The following is a 13,466-nucleotide window of genomic DNA, read 5'->3' as shown; positions in this document are numbered from 1 at the left end:
AGCCTGCCTAGGCGGTTGCCAGCGCGCGCTCCACCACCACCGTCCTGCCCTGTTCCACCCGCACCCACTGGTCGCACAGCGCCAGCGAGCTGGGCCGGTGGGCGATCAGCAGAATGGTGGTGCCGCGCAGCTGCTGCTGGATGGCGCCACGTATCAGCTGGTCGGTTTCCACGTCCACGCTGGCGGTGGCCTCGTCCATCAGGATGATGCGGGTCCTGGACAGCATGGCGCGCGCCAGGCAGATCAGTTGCCGCTGGCCGGCGCTGATGTTGCGGCCACCTTCTTCCAGCGGTGTGGCCAGGCCCTGCGGCAGGCTGGCGATGAAGCGGCCCAGGCCGATGCGCCCCAGTGCGGCGTGGATGTCGGCGTCGCTGTGCTCGCCCGTCACGTCCAGCGAATCGCGCAGCGGCCCGAGGAACAGCACCGGGTCTTGCGGCACGTAAGCGATCGCCTGGCGCAGCCGCGTGTGCGGCACCTGCTCGATGTCCACGCCGTCGATCAGCACGCGCCCCTGCGACACATGTAGCGTGCGCAGCAGCGCCAGCACCACGGTGGATTTGCCGGCGCCGGTACGGCCCAGCAGCGCCACGTGGCTGCGTGCGGGCACGCTGAAGCTGGCGTCTTCCACGATGGCGGGCAGTTCGGGCGCGTAGCGCAGGCAGGCCTGCTGGAAGTCGATGCGGCCTTGCTGGGGCCAGTCGGCGGGCACGGCCTGCTGCACGGTCTGATGCGAGACGCCTGGTGCGGTGGGCGCGCTTGGTCGATTCCCCGGTTCTTCCGCCGGCAGCTCCGCCCATTGCTGGCAGCGTTCCCAAGGCACCATCACAGTGGCCAGGCCGAAGTAGTCGCGGCACAGCCGCTCGATGCGGCCCATCAGCCCGTACGTCAACGCCAGCAGCAGGCCCAGCGTGCCGGCGCTCATGGCGGGCAGCCAGGCCACCTTGCCGCCCCACACCAGTGGCACCAGCAGGCACACCATGACGCCGCAAGACACCAAGATAAGGCGCGCTGACAGCCAGAAGGCCAGCTCCCAGCGGCGCAGTTCGGTGTTCAGGTTCAGGTGGTTGGCGGCGTCCAGCGCGTGCGCGATGTGCGCCTCGCGGCCAAAGGCGCGCAGCGTGGCGTGGCCGCGCAGGCAGTCGTTGAAGAGCGAAAACACCGGCGAACGCGTCAGCGAGGCCAGCCGCGCCGTCTCGCGCACCGCCGTGCCATACAGCCGGGCCACCTTTACGGCCACCCACGTGGCCACCGTGAAGGGCAGGGCGGCCATCCAGGTCACAGCCACCACGCCCAATGCGCTGGCTGTGGCGGTGCTGGCGCCCTGCACGAAGCGGAAACCCCGGCTGGCCAGTTCCACATCCAGCACCTGGATGTCGGCCGAGAAGCGGTTCATCACCCGCCCTGACGGCGTGGTTTCAAAAAAGCGCAGCGGCGAATGCATCACACCGGCCAGCATGTGGTCATGCGCCTGCTGCGCGGCGTGCGCGCAGGCCTGGCGGAAGGTGGCCTGGGCGATGTAGGAGACGGTCAGTATCACCCCGGTGAGCGCCGCGAAGGCGGCAAAGAAGACGGCCGGCGTCAGCAGGCTGCCACCTTCGACACCGTTGCCGCCCATGCGCGACATCAGCCACTGCTGCCCCAGCGGCAGCACGCTGGCCAGCAGCATCAGGCCAAAGGCCAGCAGCGCGCCGCCCAGCGCGTGGCCGGCCCAAGTGCTGTCGCCCAGCGTGACCAGCATGTTGCGCCACACGGCGCCGCGCACCGCGCCTATGGCCTGCGTTTCGCGGCCGGTCAGCGCTTCTTCCTTGGCGGCCTGCTGCGCACTGGTGGCACCCAACTGGTGCAGCACGGCGTCGTGGTCGGCATGGCCTTCCAGCTCGATGCGCATGAAGTTGGCGAAGCGGGCATTGCCGGCGCGCAGTTCTTCCAAGGTGCCGAACTGCCACTGGCCGTCGGCATCCAGGAACAGGATGCGGTCAAACCGGTGCAGGCTGCCCAGCCGGTGCGTGGCGCAGATGCGTGACGCGCGCTGCCACTGGCCGAACAGCAGGTCATCCGCCACCCGGCGCTCGGTGCCCACGTCCAGCGCGGAGAGCGGGTCGTCCAGCAGCACCACATCGGGCTGGTGCAGCGCGGCCCGCGCCAGGGACAGGCGCTGCTTCTGACCGCCCGACAGGTTCAGCCCGCGCTCGCCGATCTCGGTGTCCAGCCCGGCCGGCCACTGCGCCACCTCGCCAGCCAGGCTGGCCAGGCGCAGCGCGTCATGCACGCGGCTGTCGTCGACGCCCTCGGCATACAGCGTCAGGTTGTCGCGCAGCGTGCCGCTGGCGACGAAGGTCTCCTGCGGGCAATAGGCAAAGCGCGGTGGGCGGCTCCAGCGCACGCTGCCGGCATCGGGCTGGTACTCGGCCAGCAGCAGGCGCAGCAGCACCGTCTTGCCTGCGCCCACGGGGCCGACGATGGCCAGGCTGTGGCCGGCTGCCAGTTCGAATGACAGGTCTTTCAAGATGGCCTGGCCGTGCGCGCCGTGGAAAGACAGGTCTTGCACTTGCAGCGCAGGCGGCGTGTCGCTGTTGCTGGCTGGCGGCGTGGTGAGCGGCTTGTCCTCCTCCTTCAGGTTGAAGAACCCCAGCAGCCGCTCGGCCGACACGCCGGTCTGCGCCAGCACGCCGGCCACGTCGCTGACCACCATGAAGGGAAACTCCAGCCCCTGGAAGATCAGCAGCGTGGGCAGCAGCATGGCCGCGTGCAACTCCCCACCCTGCAGGATGAACAGGCCATAGGTGGCCGTGGCCACCACCAGCCCGGCGCACGAGAACACCAGCGAGGCACGGGTCTGCAGCAGCATCACCGCGATCAGTTTTTCCACCTCGCTGGCGCGCTTGTCGCGCGTACGGGCCAGGAACACGTCCGACCAGCCCGACAGCTTGATCACCTTCACGGCCGACAGGATTTGCGACAGCAGGTCCAGCCGCGCATCGCGCGCCGCCAGCAGTTGGCCTTGCCTTTTGGCGGTTTCGCGCACGATGTACTTCAGCACCGGCACGCTCAGGGCCATCAGCCCCAGGCCAAAGGCGGCGGTGAACCCCAGGTAGCGCCACAGCAGCACGGCGGCGGTGCCAATGTGCACCACCACCATCACGCCGTCCACCACGCGCTCCACCACGTTGCTCACGGCGGGCACGTCCACCTGCATCAGGTTCTGGATGTTGCCCTGTGGCAGTTCGTGGCGCACCCGCGGGTCCAGCCGGAACCACTTGCGCGTGAAGGCCTGCAGCAAGGCGCTGCGTTGCAGCACGTGGGCCTGCATGAAGGCCTTCAGGTAGCGCTGGAAGCAGATGTTGTTCAGGTAGATGACGATGGGAAACAGTGCCAGCAGCAGCACATGCCCTGGCGCCCAGGGGTCGGCGCGTATCGCGTCATAGCGCGTCATGGCCTGCTCGATCAGCAGCGCCGGTGCGGCGGCAGCCAGCGTGGCCACCACCATGTAGATGAGGGTGCGCCAGAACTGCGGCTGCGTGGTGCGCACCAGGCTGGCGATGAAGGGCCAGGGCCCGCGGGTGGTCTCCAGCTTCAGCTGCGCGCGGCCGTGCTGCTCTTCCATTGCCTGCACCGCCGGCGCGATGTCCTGCACCCGCAGCGTGGCCTGCGGGTCGCGCGCCAGGCGCTGCAACTCGGGGGTCAGGTGGGCGTGGAAGTCATCGCGCAGCGAACGCAGCGCGAGTGCGGGAAACCTCAGCAACATTCAAGGGAGTATCGCATCCACGCCCCTCGGAATGGCCAGGGGAGGGCCGCCGCCTCAGTCCGCCGCGTTCCCCACTCGCCGCTGCGCCACATGCCACAGCACGCCCGAGGGGTCGAACACATAGGCCACGCGCAGGCCCCAGGGCTGCATCGCCGGCGGCAGCGGTGCGCGCACGCCGAAGGTTTCCGCCAGGTGCAGCGACTGCAGATGCTGCCACCAGGCGTCCAGGTCGTCCACCATCAGCTGCATCATGCAGTTCTCGGCCCAGCCTTGGTCGTAGTAGCGCTGCAGCACGAAGCTGCTGCTGCCGATGCCGAAGATGGCGACGTCGCCGTCCAGCAGCTTGTTGAAGCCCAGCGCCTCGTAAAAGCGCTTGCTGTTGTCAAAATCCTTGGCCGGCAGGAAGGGGCGCGCCAGTTCGGTGCCTGTGGGGATGTCCATGTCGAAAGCCTCTCAGGGTAAACACGCCGGTGCCAATGCATTTGTCCAAATACAATCATTGTACCGGCGCCGCTTTCTTGAGCGGGGCGGCACCCGGCCAGCGAGAGCAAGCTTCGGCCCTCTGAGCCCCCCTTCATCCCAGAGGCGGGGCTCTTTTTTGTTGCAGGTGTTTACAAGCTGCTTGCAGGGCGCGGCTATCATGGTGCATGGCATCCGCACAGCCCCCCGCGCGCCGCACGCGCGCCAGCGCCAAGCCCACGCCCCGCCTGGCCCGTGCCAGGTCGGTTGAGGTCAGGCCCGCTGCCGCACCAGTGGTTGAACCGGTGGCTCGGGTGCTGCGGCGCTTTCGCGTGGTGTTCAATGCCGTGCGCACGCACTTCAGCCAGGTGGAGAAGACCACCGGCGTTGGCGGCGCCTCGGTCTGGGCGCTGGGGCTGATACAGGCCAGCCCGGACATGGGCATGACGCAGCTGGCGCAGGCCATGGACGTGCACCAGACCACCGTCAGCAACCTGGTCAAGCAACTGGTGGCACGTGGTTTGATCGCCGCCGCGCGCAACGGGCAGGACCGCCGCGTCGTCACGCTGCGCGTCACGCCACAGGGCACGCGCCTGCTGCGCCGCGCGCCCGCCCCCTTCACCGGCGTGCTGCCCGAGGCCCTGGCCGCGCTGGAGCCGCGCGTGCTGGCCCGGCTGGACAAGGACCTGGGCGCGTTGATCGGCATGCTGGACGCCGACGAGCGTGCCGCCGGCATCCCGCTGAGCCAGCTGTAGCCCCTGCCATGGCCCACACCGGCGTATGACCTGCCTGCTTGAGCGACAATCCCCTGCATGACAGAAGCCACCCAAGCTAACCCAATCCCCGAAGCCGGCCCGTCCGCCGACACCGCCGGGGCTGCCGCCACACCGCCGCCGGCCGAGCGCCCGGCGCTGCCCGACCACCTCTCGATCGACCCGCGCAGCCGCTTCTACAACCCCGCCGTGTTCGAGCATGAGGTGGGCATACGCCTGAACGGCAAGCTGCGCGAAGACGTGGTCGAATACTGCATCAGCGAGCGCTGGGTCAAGGTGCCCGCCGGCAAAACACTGGACCGCAAGGGCAACCCGCTGCTGATCACCCTCAAGGGCGGCGTGGAAGCCTTCTACCTGTAACGGCACTCGCGCCGGCAGCGACCCCGCCATGTCCAACTCGGCCCATGCCCCGCTGGGCGCGCACGCCACGCCGGCCTCTGCGCCACGCCACGCCATGCGCTGCAGCTGCGGCAGCTTTCGCGCCGTGTTGCGCCCGCCGCGTGGCACGCGCGCAGTGTGCTACTGCCACGACTGCCAGGCCTTCGCCCACTACCTGGGCCTGCCCCAGGGCATGCTGGACGAGGCGGGCGGCACCCCCATCGTGGCGGTGCGCCCGCGCCATGTGGTGGTGGTGGCCGGCGCCGAGCACCTGGCCTGCATGGCGCTGACCGAGCGCGGCATGCTGCGCTGGTACACCCGCTGTTGCAACACGCCCATAGGCAACACGCCGCGCAGCATGCAGCAGCACCACCTGGGCCTGGTGCACAGCTGTCTGGAAGGCGGCAGCGCCGAGTTGGAGGCCTCTTTCGGCCCGGTGAAAATGCGCGTGAACCGCCAGAGCGCCAAGAGCCCGATTGCCCCGGTGCCAGCGTCCACCTTCGTGCCGGCGCTGCTGCGCTTCATGGCCGCCATGTTGTGGGCGCGCTTGAGCGGCAGGTACAAGTTCAACCCCTTTTTCGACTCCCGCAACGGTGCACCTGTGGTCAAGCCGCGTGTGCTCACGGCCGACGAGCATGCCGGGCTGATGCGTGCGGTAGAGGGTGGCTCGCGCCTATGAGCACCGCCCCGTCCCTGCCTGCACCCTGCGTTGTGCTGTTCGTGCTCGACGTTGCACAGATGGCCCATTTCTATGAGACGGTGGCGCAGATGACGCGGCTGCATGGCGACGCCGACCACGTCGTGCTGGGCACGCAGGGCCTGGAGCTGGTGATCCACGGCATTCCGGCGCATATCGCCGCCGACATCCGCATTGCCACACCCCCTTTGGCGCGCGAGGACACCCCCCTGAAGCTGTGCCTGCCGGTACCCAGCATCGCGCAGGGGCGCGCTGCGGCGTCCAGCCTGGGCGGACAGTTGAATCCGCCGGCCAAAGAGTGGGCCGCGCGCGGTTTTCGCGCTTGTGATGGCACCGACCCCGAGGGCAATGTGTTCCAGTTGCGAGAGTTGGCTGACTGAAATCGCACCGGTGGTGCGCAGGGTCGTGAAGAGTTATGAAAATGGTGCGTTGCAACACCGTTTTGGTGCCGGATTTCCCCTGAAAACCAGGCACGCTATTTGCTCGGTAATGTCAGGTCTCCTCTCGGGGCCGGCATGGTGCGGTTTACCGTGTTCATCATTGCCAGTTGCGAGTTCGCCCAGCCCTTGTGGCTGGGCTTTTCTTTGGGCGTTTGAAAACTGCGGGTGACGGCCTTGGCGCCGGCTCAGACGAACTGCCAGCCGCTGGCTGCAAAGCCCGTCAGCCCCACATGCGTCTGGTTGGTGGCCGATGTGGCCATGTCGGCCAGGAACTGGGCCTGGCTGGTGGTGTTCGCATTCAGCGGCGCCACCAGGCTGGCCAGCGTGGCGGCGTCAGGCGCCTGGCCGTACACGTTGCCGTAGATGAACTTGACGAAGCTGGCGTTGTCGCTGCCGCCGGCAAACGCGGGGATGATGCCAAAGGCCACCAGCAGCGTGGTGCCGTCCAGCACCGAGGCGCCGCCATCGAAATAGTGCATGAAGGCGCCGGCCCAGCCCTTGTCCTGCGTGAAGGCCTTGCCCAACGTGGCGCCCATCACCAGCATGGCCTTGCCGCCAGACTGGCCGGCGGCCATGTCCAGCGCCAGCGAGACGTCGGAGAACTGCAGCCGCTCCACATTGCTGACGGTGTCGGTGCCGTCGTTGGTGGTGATGGTGCGGTTGTCCCGCAGCTGGGTGGTGGCGCCGGTGCTGCTGCCCAGGGTCAGCGTGTAGTCCTTCAGCGCGCCGGTGTAGGCGGCCGTGTCGATGCCGCCGCCGCCGTTGATGACGTCGTTGCCGCCCAGGCCCTTGAGCAGGTTGTTGCCCTCGTTACCCAGCAGCTCGTTGCCCAGCGCGTTGCCGGTGCCCGCCAGGTTGCCGGCACTGCTGGCAATGCTCAGGTTTTCGACGAAATTGGTCAGCGTGTAGTTGATGGAGGCAATCACCTTGTCCACCGAGCGACCCACGGTTTGCGGGTCCACCCCCGGCGGCACGGGGAAGAAGGCCTCGAAGGCGGCGTTGGCGTCGTCCACCTCGGCCACGCTGTCGTCGGCACTGTCGACGTAATACACGTCGCTGCCAAAGCCGCCCGTCATCACGTCGTTGCCGCTGCCGCCGTCCAGCGTGTCGTTGCCGTAGCCGCCGTCCAGGATGTCGGCGCCCGAGCCGCCGTTGGCGTAGTCGTTGCCTATGCCACCGGCAAAGTTGTCCAGGCCCAGGCCCAGGTAGGCGCTGTCGTCGGCGGCACCGCCCAGCACCTTGTCGTTGCCCGGGTTGCTGGCGCTGGCGAAATTCAGGTTCCAGGCGCTGTACTTGGCACCGGGGTCGGCCGAGTTGTACACATGCTCGTACTGCAGCGACTGCCAGTCCACCAGGTTGCCATTGATCACGTTCCAGTCGAAATTGGTCCAGGTGGCCAGGTTCAACCCGGCCCAGTCCAGCTGGTTCCACTTGATGCCGGCGTAGCTGGCGCTGTTGCTCCAGGCCACCTGCGTCACGTCCACCGACTCGGCCGAATACAGGCTGTATTTGCCGGTGGTGGCCTGGTACCCCGTGACCTGGATGAAGTAGTTGCCGGTGCTGGGGGCCACGAACACCATGGTTTCCGGGTCGCCGGCATACCAGCCGTTGTCGGCGAAGCCGTTACCCAGCTTGTCGTACACCGGGTTGCCGTTGGCGTCGAAGATCTGCAGCTGGCCGTCCAGCGTGCCGTCGGTGCTAGTCAGGTAGAACAGGTAGCTGCTGCCCTGGTGCAGGCGGATGCTGAACCAGTCGGCATCGCTGGCCTGGTTGGGCGCCACCTTGTCGATCTGGTTGCTGGTGAAGCCCGGCACCTGCAGCTTCACGGTGGAGCTGGCATTGCCCGGCACATCGCCCACCACCGGGGCGAAGGCGGTCATGGTGAGCGCGTAGCTGCCGGTGGAGCTGGCGTAGCCCTGCACGTCCATGTAATAGGTGCCGCTGGCGGTGGGCGTGTAGAACAGCGTTTCGCCCTGGCCCACGTCACCATAGTCGGCTGAATCGACGTAGATGCCGCCGGGGCCAAACAGCACCAGCTTGGCGTCCAGGCTGTTGGCGCTCAGGTCCCACTGGTAGGTGGTGCCTGCCGTCAGCGCCACGCTGAAGAAGTCCTTGTCGCCGGCGGTGTCCACCGCGCTGCGCGTCGGCGCGCCGCCCGGCGTCAGTTGGTTGGCCGCCGCCGTCTGGTAGGTGCCGCCGATGTTGTCCACCGTGCGCACGATGGGCGTGGCCGACACGTCCAGCAGAAAGTCGCCCACTGACGGGCCATAGCCCGACACGGCGATGTAGTAGGTGCCGGTGGCGCTGGGCGTGAACACCGCCTGCTCGGGCGTGCCGCCACCCCAGTTGTCGTCCACATAGCCCAGCGACTTGCTGTTGGCGTTGAACAGTTCCAGCACGCCGTCCAGCGCTGGTGCGCTGAGCTTGAAGCTGTATTCGGTGTCGGCGCTCAGCGTCACCTTGTACCAGTCCACATCGCCACTGGTGTTGACGGTGCCGCTGACGTGGCCCGGCGCGGTGGGGCTGACCGCCAGCGCCGCCGAGGTGGCCGCTGTCTCGCCCACCGAGTCCGGCCCCGAGTTGCCCGACAGCGCCTGCGCCACCGACAGCTTGAACAAGCCCGTGTAGTAATTGTCGTAACCCGCGACCGTGATGTAGTAGTTTCCGCTGACGGTGGGCGTGTAGTAGAAGTATTCGTCCTCGCCCTGGTAGCCGTCGTCGGCGGTGCCGATCAGCGTCTTGCCGTCGGTGCCCATCAGGCCCAGCACGGCGTCCAGGTCGTCCGACACCTGCAGGTCCACCCGGTAGGTGGCGCCGGCGGTGAAGCGCACGTTGTACCAGTCGGTGTCCGCGCCGCCGTGGTTGCTCTTGATGTCGATCGCGCCCAGCGCACTGCTGGGCACGCTGATCTGCGCGGCGGTGGCGGCGGTGTCGCCCACCGAGTCGCTGGCCAGCGAGGTGTCCGCCGCCACGGCAAGCGTGAAGCCCCCGCGCGTGCCGCCAAAGCCCGCCACGGCGATGTAGTAGGTGCCGTCGGCGTTAGGGGTGTAGCTCAGCGTCTCGGGGTCACCCACGTGCACGCCGTCGTCGGCAAACACCTTCTGGTGGCCGCTGGCGTCAAACAGCGCCATCTGGCCGTCCAGGAAGGGCGAGCTGAGGTCGAACTTGTAGGTGGTGTTGGCCTTCAGGTGCACCTCGTACCAGTCCTGGTCCTCGCTGTCGTTGATGACGCCGTTGACCTGGCCGGGCACGATGATCAGGCTGGCCGTGGCGTCGCTGTCGCCCACCGTGTCGACGCCGCCGCCTATGGTGGGCTGCGTCATCTTCAGCGTGAAGTCGCCAATCGACACGTCGTAACCGGTCACGCCGATGTAGTAGGTGCCGTTTTGCGCCGGCGTGTAGACCAGCGTCTCGCCCTCGGCCTCATAGCCCTCGTCCACGCCGGTGATGTAGTCGCCTGCCGCGTTGTAGATGCTGAGCTGGCCGTCCAGCTTCAGTGCGCTGAGGTCAAACTGGTAGGTGACGTTGCCGGTCAGCGTGACCTTGTACCAGTCGCCAAAATCGGCCGTGCTGTTGATGGTGCCGTTCACCGTGCCACCCACCGCGATGGTGGCGGTGGTGCTGGTGTCATTGGGCACGGTGTCGGTGCCGATCGACGTGCCGGTGACCGGCTTCACCACCAGGCTGAAATTGCCCACCGAGCCGCCGAGGAAGGACGACACGGCCAGGTAAAAGGTGGCGGTGGACGAGGGCGTGTAGCTGAAGGTCTCGCCCTCGTTGGCGTAGCCAGTGTCCACATCATCGCCAAGCTGGGTGCCGGCAGCGTTGTAGAACCGCAGCACACCATCCACCGTGGCCGAGGTGAAGTCGAACTGGTAGGTGTTGCCCAGCGTCAGGGTGACCTTGTACCAGTCCTCGTCAATGCCGCCGGCCTTGTCCACCGGGTCGATGCGGCCCGTCACATTGTTGCCCACGGTGATGGCCACCGCACCGGCCGCACCGGCGGCCATGGTGTCCAGCGGTACCGTGCTGGAGGTCAGCGTGAAGTTGCCGGTGCTGCCCTGGTAGCCCGACACGCCGATGTAGTAGGTGCCGCTGGTGCTGGGGTTGAAGCCCAGAATCTCGGCCTCACCCGTGTCGAAGGTCTCGGCCATGGCCAGCTGGGTGCCGTTGGCGCTGTACAGCGTGAGCCCGCCGTCAAAGCCGCTGGCCGGCGCCAGGTTGAACTGGTAGCCCAGCCCGGCGGTGAGGGTGACCTTGTACCAGTCCGAATCCACGCCCCCGGCCAGGTCTGCCGTTTCGATGGTGCCCGTCAGCGAGCCCGGCACCGCCAGGCTGGCCGTGGTGTTGGTGCCGCCGCGTACGGTATCTGCCATGGTCGAAACGTCTCCTTTGTTGACCGTTGGGTCAGGGTAAAGGGGTCCAGTATGCGGGGTGGGTGCGCCCGGGTCAACCGCCGGGCGGGGCGGGCTGACACAATTGAAACATTGCGCGCCGGGCGTAGTCGTCAACCCGGGTCACATGGCCATGGCTCATCCCATCCGGTAGTCCCGCCCCACGTCCGGCGCACTCACCGCCTTCACATACTCTTTTGTAAAGCCCGGGAACAGCGCCGTGATGCGCCCGTTGTCCGCCCGGTACCAGCTGCGGCACAGGCTCCACACCGAGCCCTGCAGGCGCTGCTGCAGCGCCGCGTTGTGCTGGTGGTGCACCTCTTCGCGCACCTCTATCCAGCGCTGGCCGCTGGCGCGCACTGCCTGCATGCAGGCGATGCTGTGGCGCACCTCGGGCTCGATGTACAGCAGCGTGGAGGTGTGACCGGTGGCGGTGTTGGGCCCCAGCAGCAGGAACATGTTGGGAAAGCCCGGCACGGTGATGCCGTGGTAGGCCTGCGGGCCCTGGGCCCACGCCTGTTGCAGCGTGCGCCCCTGCGTGCCCACCACCGGGGTGTTGGCCAGCAACTGCACGGTCTCGAAACCGGTGGCGCAGACCAGCACGTCCAGCGCATGCGCCTGGCCGTCGGCGGTGGTGATGCCGGTCGGCGTGACGCGCGCTATCCCTTCGGTCACCAGCGCCACGTTGGGCTGGCTCAGCGCCGGGTAGAAGTCGTTGGAATAGATGATTCTTTTGCAGCCCAATGGGTAGTCGGGTCGCAGCCTGGTTTGCAGTATGGCGTCTGGCGCACCGGCCTTGAGGTGCCGCTCGGCCGTGGCCAGCATGATCTTGCGGGCTGCCGTGCCCTCGTCAAAGCCGCGCCGGCCCAGCTCCAGCGCGCGCGCCCAGCACGCCCTGACGATGCGTGGGTACAGTGGTAGGCGGGCCAGCAGCCGGTCCAGCGCGTTGTAAGGCCGGTCCAGCCGCGGCAGCACCCAGTTGGCGGTGCGCTGGAACACCTGCAGTTGGCCGGCCACCTGTGCGATGGGCGGTATCAGTTGCGAGGCGGTGGAGCCGGTGCCTACCACCCCCACGCGTTTGCCGGCCAGGGCCACGCCGTGGTCCCATCGGGCGGAGTGCAGGCGCTGGCCTTGGAACGTCTCCAGGCCCGGCAGGTCTGGCCAGCGCGGCTGGTTCAGCGGACCGGTGCTGCAGACAAAGAAGCGTGAGGTCAGCGTGTCGCCGCCCTCAGTGCGGAAGTGCCAGTGGCCCTCGGCTTCGTCAAAGCGGGCCTCGGTGATGCGGGTGTTCAGCCGGATGTGGCCCAGCAGGTTGAAGCGCTGCGCCAGCTGCTGCATGTAGGCCTGGATCTCGGGCGCGGCGGCAAAGCGCCGCTTCCAGTCGGGGTTGGGCGCGAATGACAGCGAATAGGCCGGCGCCGGCACGTCCACATGCGCGCCGGGGTAGGTGTTGTCCCACCAGGTGCCGCCCAGGCCGGGCTGCTTTTCCAGCAGCACGAAGTTGTGCAGGCCGGCGCGCTGCAACTGCACCGCCATGCACAGGCCGGACATGCCGGCGCCCAGGATCACCACCTCGTGCGAACTGTGGCGCGGGCCGGCCGCGCCAGCCGCCTGCACCAGGGGCTGATCCATGAAGCGCGCGATGCGGGCCAGCGCATCGTCCGCGCTGCGCAGCGCGCCGCCATGCACCTGGAACACATGCCAGCGCTCGGCGGTGATCTCACAGCGCACGGCCACGCCGGCCCGCTGCAAGGCCTGTTCCAGTTGCAGTGCCTGGCCGTGCAGCAGCTCATCCGTGCCGGCCTGGATCAGCACTGGCGGCAAGCCTTTCAACTTCGCCAGCAGCGGCGACACGCCTGACGCACTGGCCGGCGTCTGTTGTGGTGTACCTTGGGCCAGGTAGTGGGCAGCGCAGGCCTGCATCCAGGCCGTGCTGAGCATGGCTTCGCCCGGCGGCTCCGGCGGCAGTGGCTCGGGCGCACGCAGGTCCACCCACGGCGACAACAGCACCAGTGCGGCCGGCGGGGTGGCGCCGGCATCGCGCAGCGCCAGCGCGGTGGCCAGCGCCAGGCCGCCGCCGGCCGAGTCGCCGGCAATCGCCACCGGGCCTAATGCCGCCAGCGCGTGGTAGGCGGCCAATGCATCTTGCAGAGCAGCCGGGTGCGGGTGTTCAGGCGCCAGCCGGTAATGGGCCGCAAAAACCGGCAGCGCCGTAGCCAGCGCCAGCCGCCCGGTCAGCGCACGGTAGCCTTGTGGCGCGCCCACGCAGTAGGCGCCGCCATGCAGGTACAGCAGCGTGCCAGCGCGTGGCGGCTGCGTCATGCCGCGGCGGCGCAGCCATTCCCCGGGCACGCCGCCCACCTGCGCGGGCTCAATCGCCACGCCGCGTGGCGGTAGCGTGGTCTTGCAGATCCAGGCCAGCCAGCGGCGCTGGAAGGGGATGGAAAACCTTGGCGAGAACACCGGCTTGAGCAGCAGCCGCAGCGAGGCGCGCAGAACAGCGGCCACAGTGGCCTCGCGCAGGCCGCGGGGGTGGTAGGTGTGCATGGGGGGACTATAGGGCGAGGGCTCTATCTGCTA

At 68.0% G+C, this 13,466-nt stretch carries 8 protein-coding genes; 4 read left to right on the top strand and 4 right to left on the bottom strand.

Annotated elements, in window-relative coordinates:
* Nucleotides 1–7: 7 nt before the first annotated feature.
* Nucleotides 8–3,745 carry an ATP-binding cassette domain-containing protein gene (locus AC1DX2_RS06525; protein WP_477195475.1) on the bottom strand — a complete coding sequence of 1,246 codons (3,738 nt, stop codon included), beginning with the start codon at nt 3,743–3,745 and terminating at the stop codon, nt 8–10.
* A 54-nt stretch (nt 3,746–3,799) separates the two neighbouring features.
* Nucleotides 3,800–4,186: a VOC family protein gene (locus tag AC1DX2_RS06520; protein WP_477195474.1), complete on the bottom strand. Its 387-nt coding sequence runs from the start codon at nt 4,184–4,186 to the stop codon at nt 3,800–3,802.
* A 206-nt stretch (nt 4,187–4,392) separates the two neighbouring features.
* Here AC1DX2_RS06520 and AC1DX2_RS06515 point away from each other — a divergent pair, with 206 nt between their 5' ends.
* Genes AC1DX2_RS06515 through AC1DX2_RS06500 form a run of 4 tightly spaced genes read left to right on the top strand, consistent with a single transcriptional unit; the run spans nt 4,393 to nt 6,432 of the window.
* Entirely contained in the window at nt 4,393–4,959 is a 567-nt protein-coding gene (locus AC1DX2_RS06515) for a MarR family winged helix-turn-helix transcriptional regulator (protein ID WP_477195473.1), read from the top strand.
* 57 nt (nt 4,960–5,016) lie between these two features.
* A complete protein-coding gene (locus AC1DX2_RS06510; RefSeq protein ID WP_477195472.1) occupies nt 5,017–5,337 on the top strand; it encodes a DUF3297 family protein in 321 nt (106 codons plus the stop codon).
* 28 nt (nt 5,338–5,365) lie between these two features.
* The gene (locus AC1DX2_RS06505; protein ID WP_477195471.1) at nt 5,366–6,034 is read left to right on the top strand and encodes a DUF6151 family protein; all 669 of its coding nucleotides are present in this window, start codon (nt 5,366–5,368) and stop codon (nt 6,032–6,034) included.
* Nucleotides 6,031–6,432, top strand: a complete 402-nt coding sequence (locus tag AC1DX2_RS06500) for a VOC family protein (protein ID WP_477195470.1) — start codon at nt 6,031–6,033, stop codon at nt 6,430–6,432. The genes AC1DX2_RS06505 and AC1DX2_RS06500 overlap by 4 nt, the downstream gene beginning before the upstream one ends.
* A 245-nt stretch (nt 6,433–6,677) precedes the next feature.
* Here the strand turns inward: AC1DX2_RS06500 and AC1DX2_RS06495 are convergent, their stop codons facing one another.
* Nucleotides 6,678–10,868: a pre-peptidase C-terminal domain-containing protein gene (locus AC1DX2_RS06495; protein ID WP_477195469.1), complete on the bottom strand. Its 4,191-nt coding sequence runs from the start codon at nt 10,866–10,868 to the stop codon at nt 6,678–6,680.
* Nucleotides 10,869–11,024: 156 nt separating this feature from the next.
* On the bottom strand, nt 11,025–13,433 hold the full coding sequence (locus AC1DX2_RS06490) for an alpha/beta hydrolase fold domain-containing protein (RefSeq protein ID WP_477195468.1): 2,409 nt from the start codon (nt 13,431–13,433) through the stop codon (nt 11,025–11,027).
* Nucleotides 13,434–13,466 lie beyond the last annotated feature (33 nt).

It is taken from the genome of Hylemonella sp. P2_B10 (assembly GCF_056404875.1).
The sequence above is the reverse complement of the archived record's forward strand: the minus strand, read 5'-3'. Positions and strand labels throughout refer to the sequence as shown.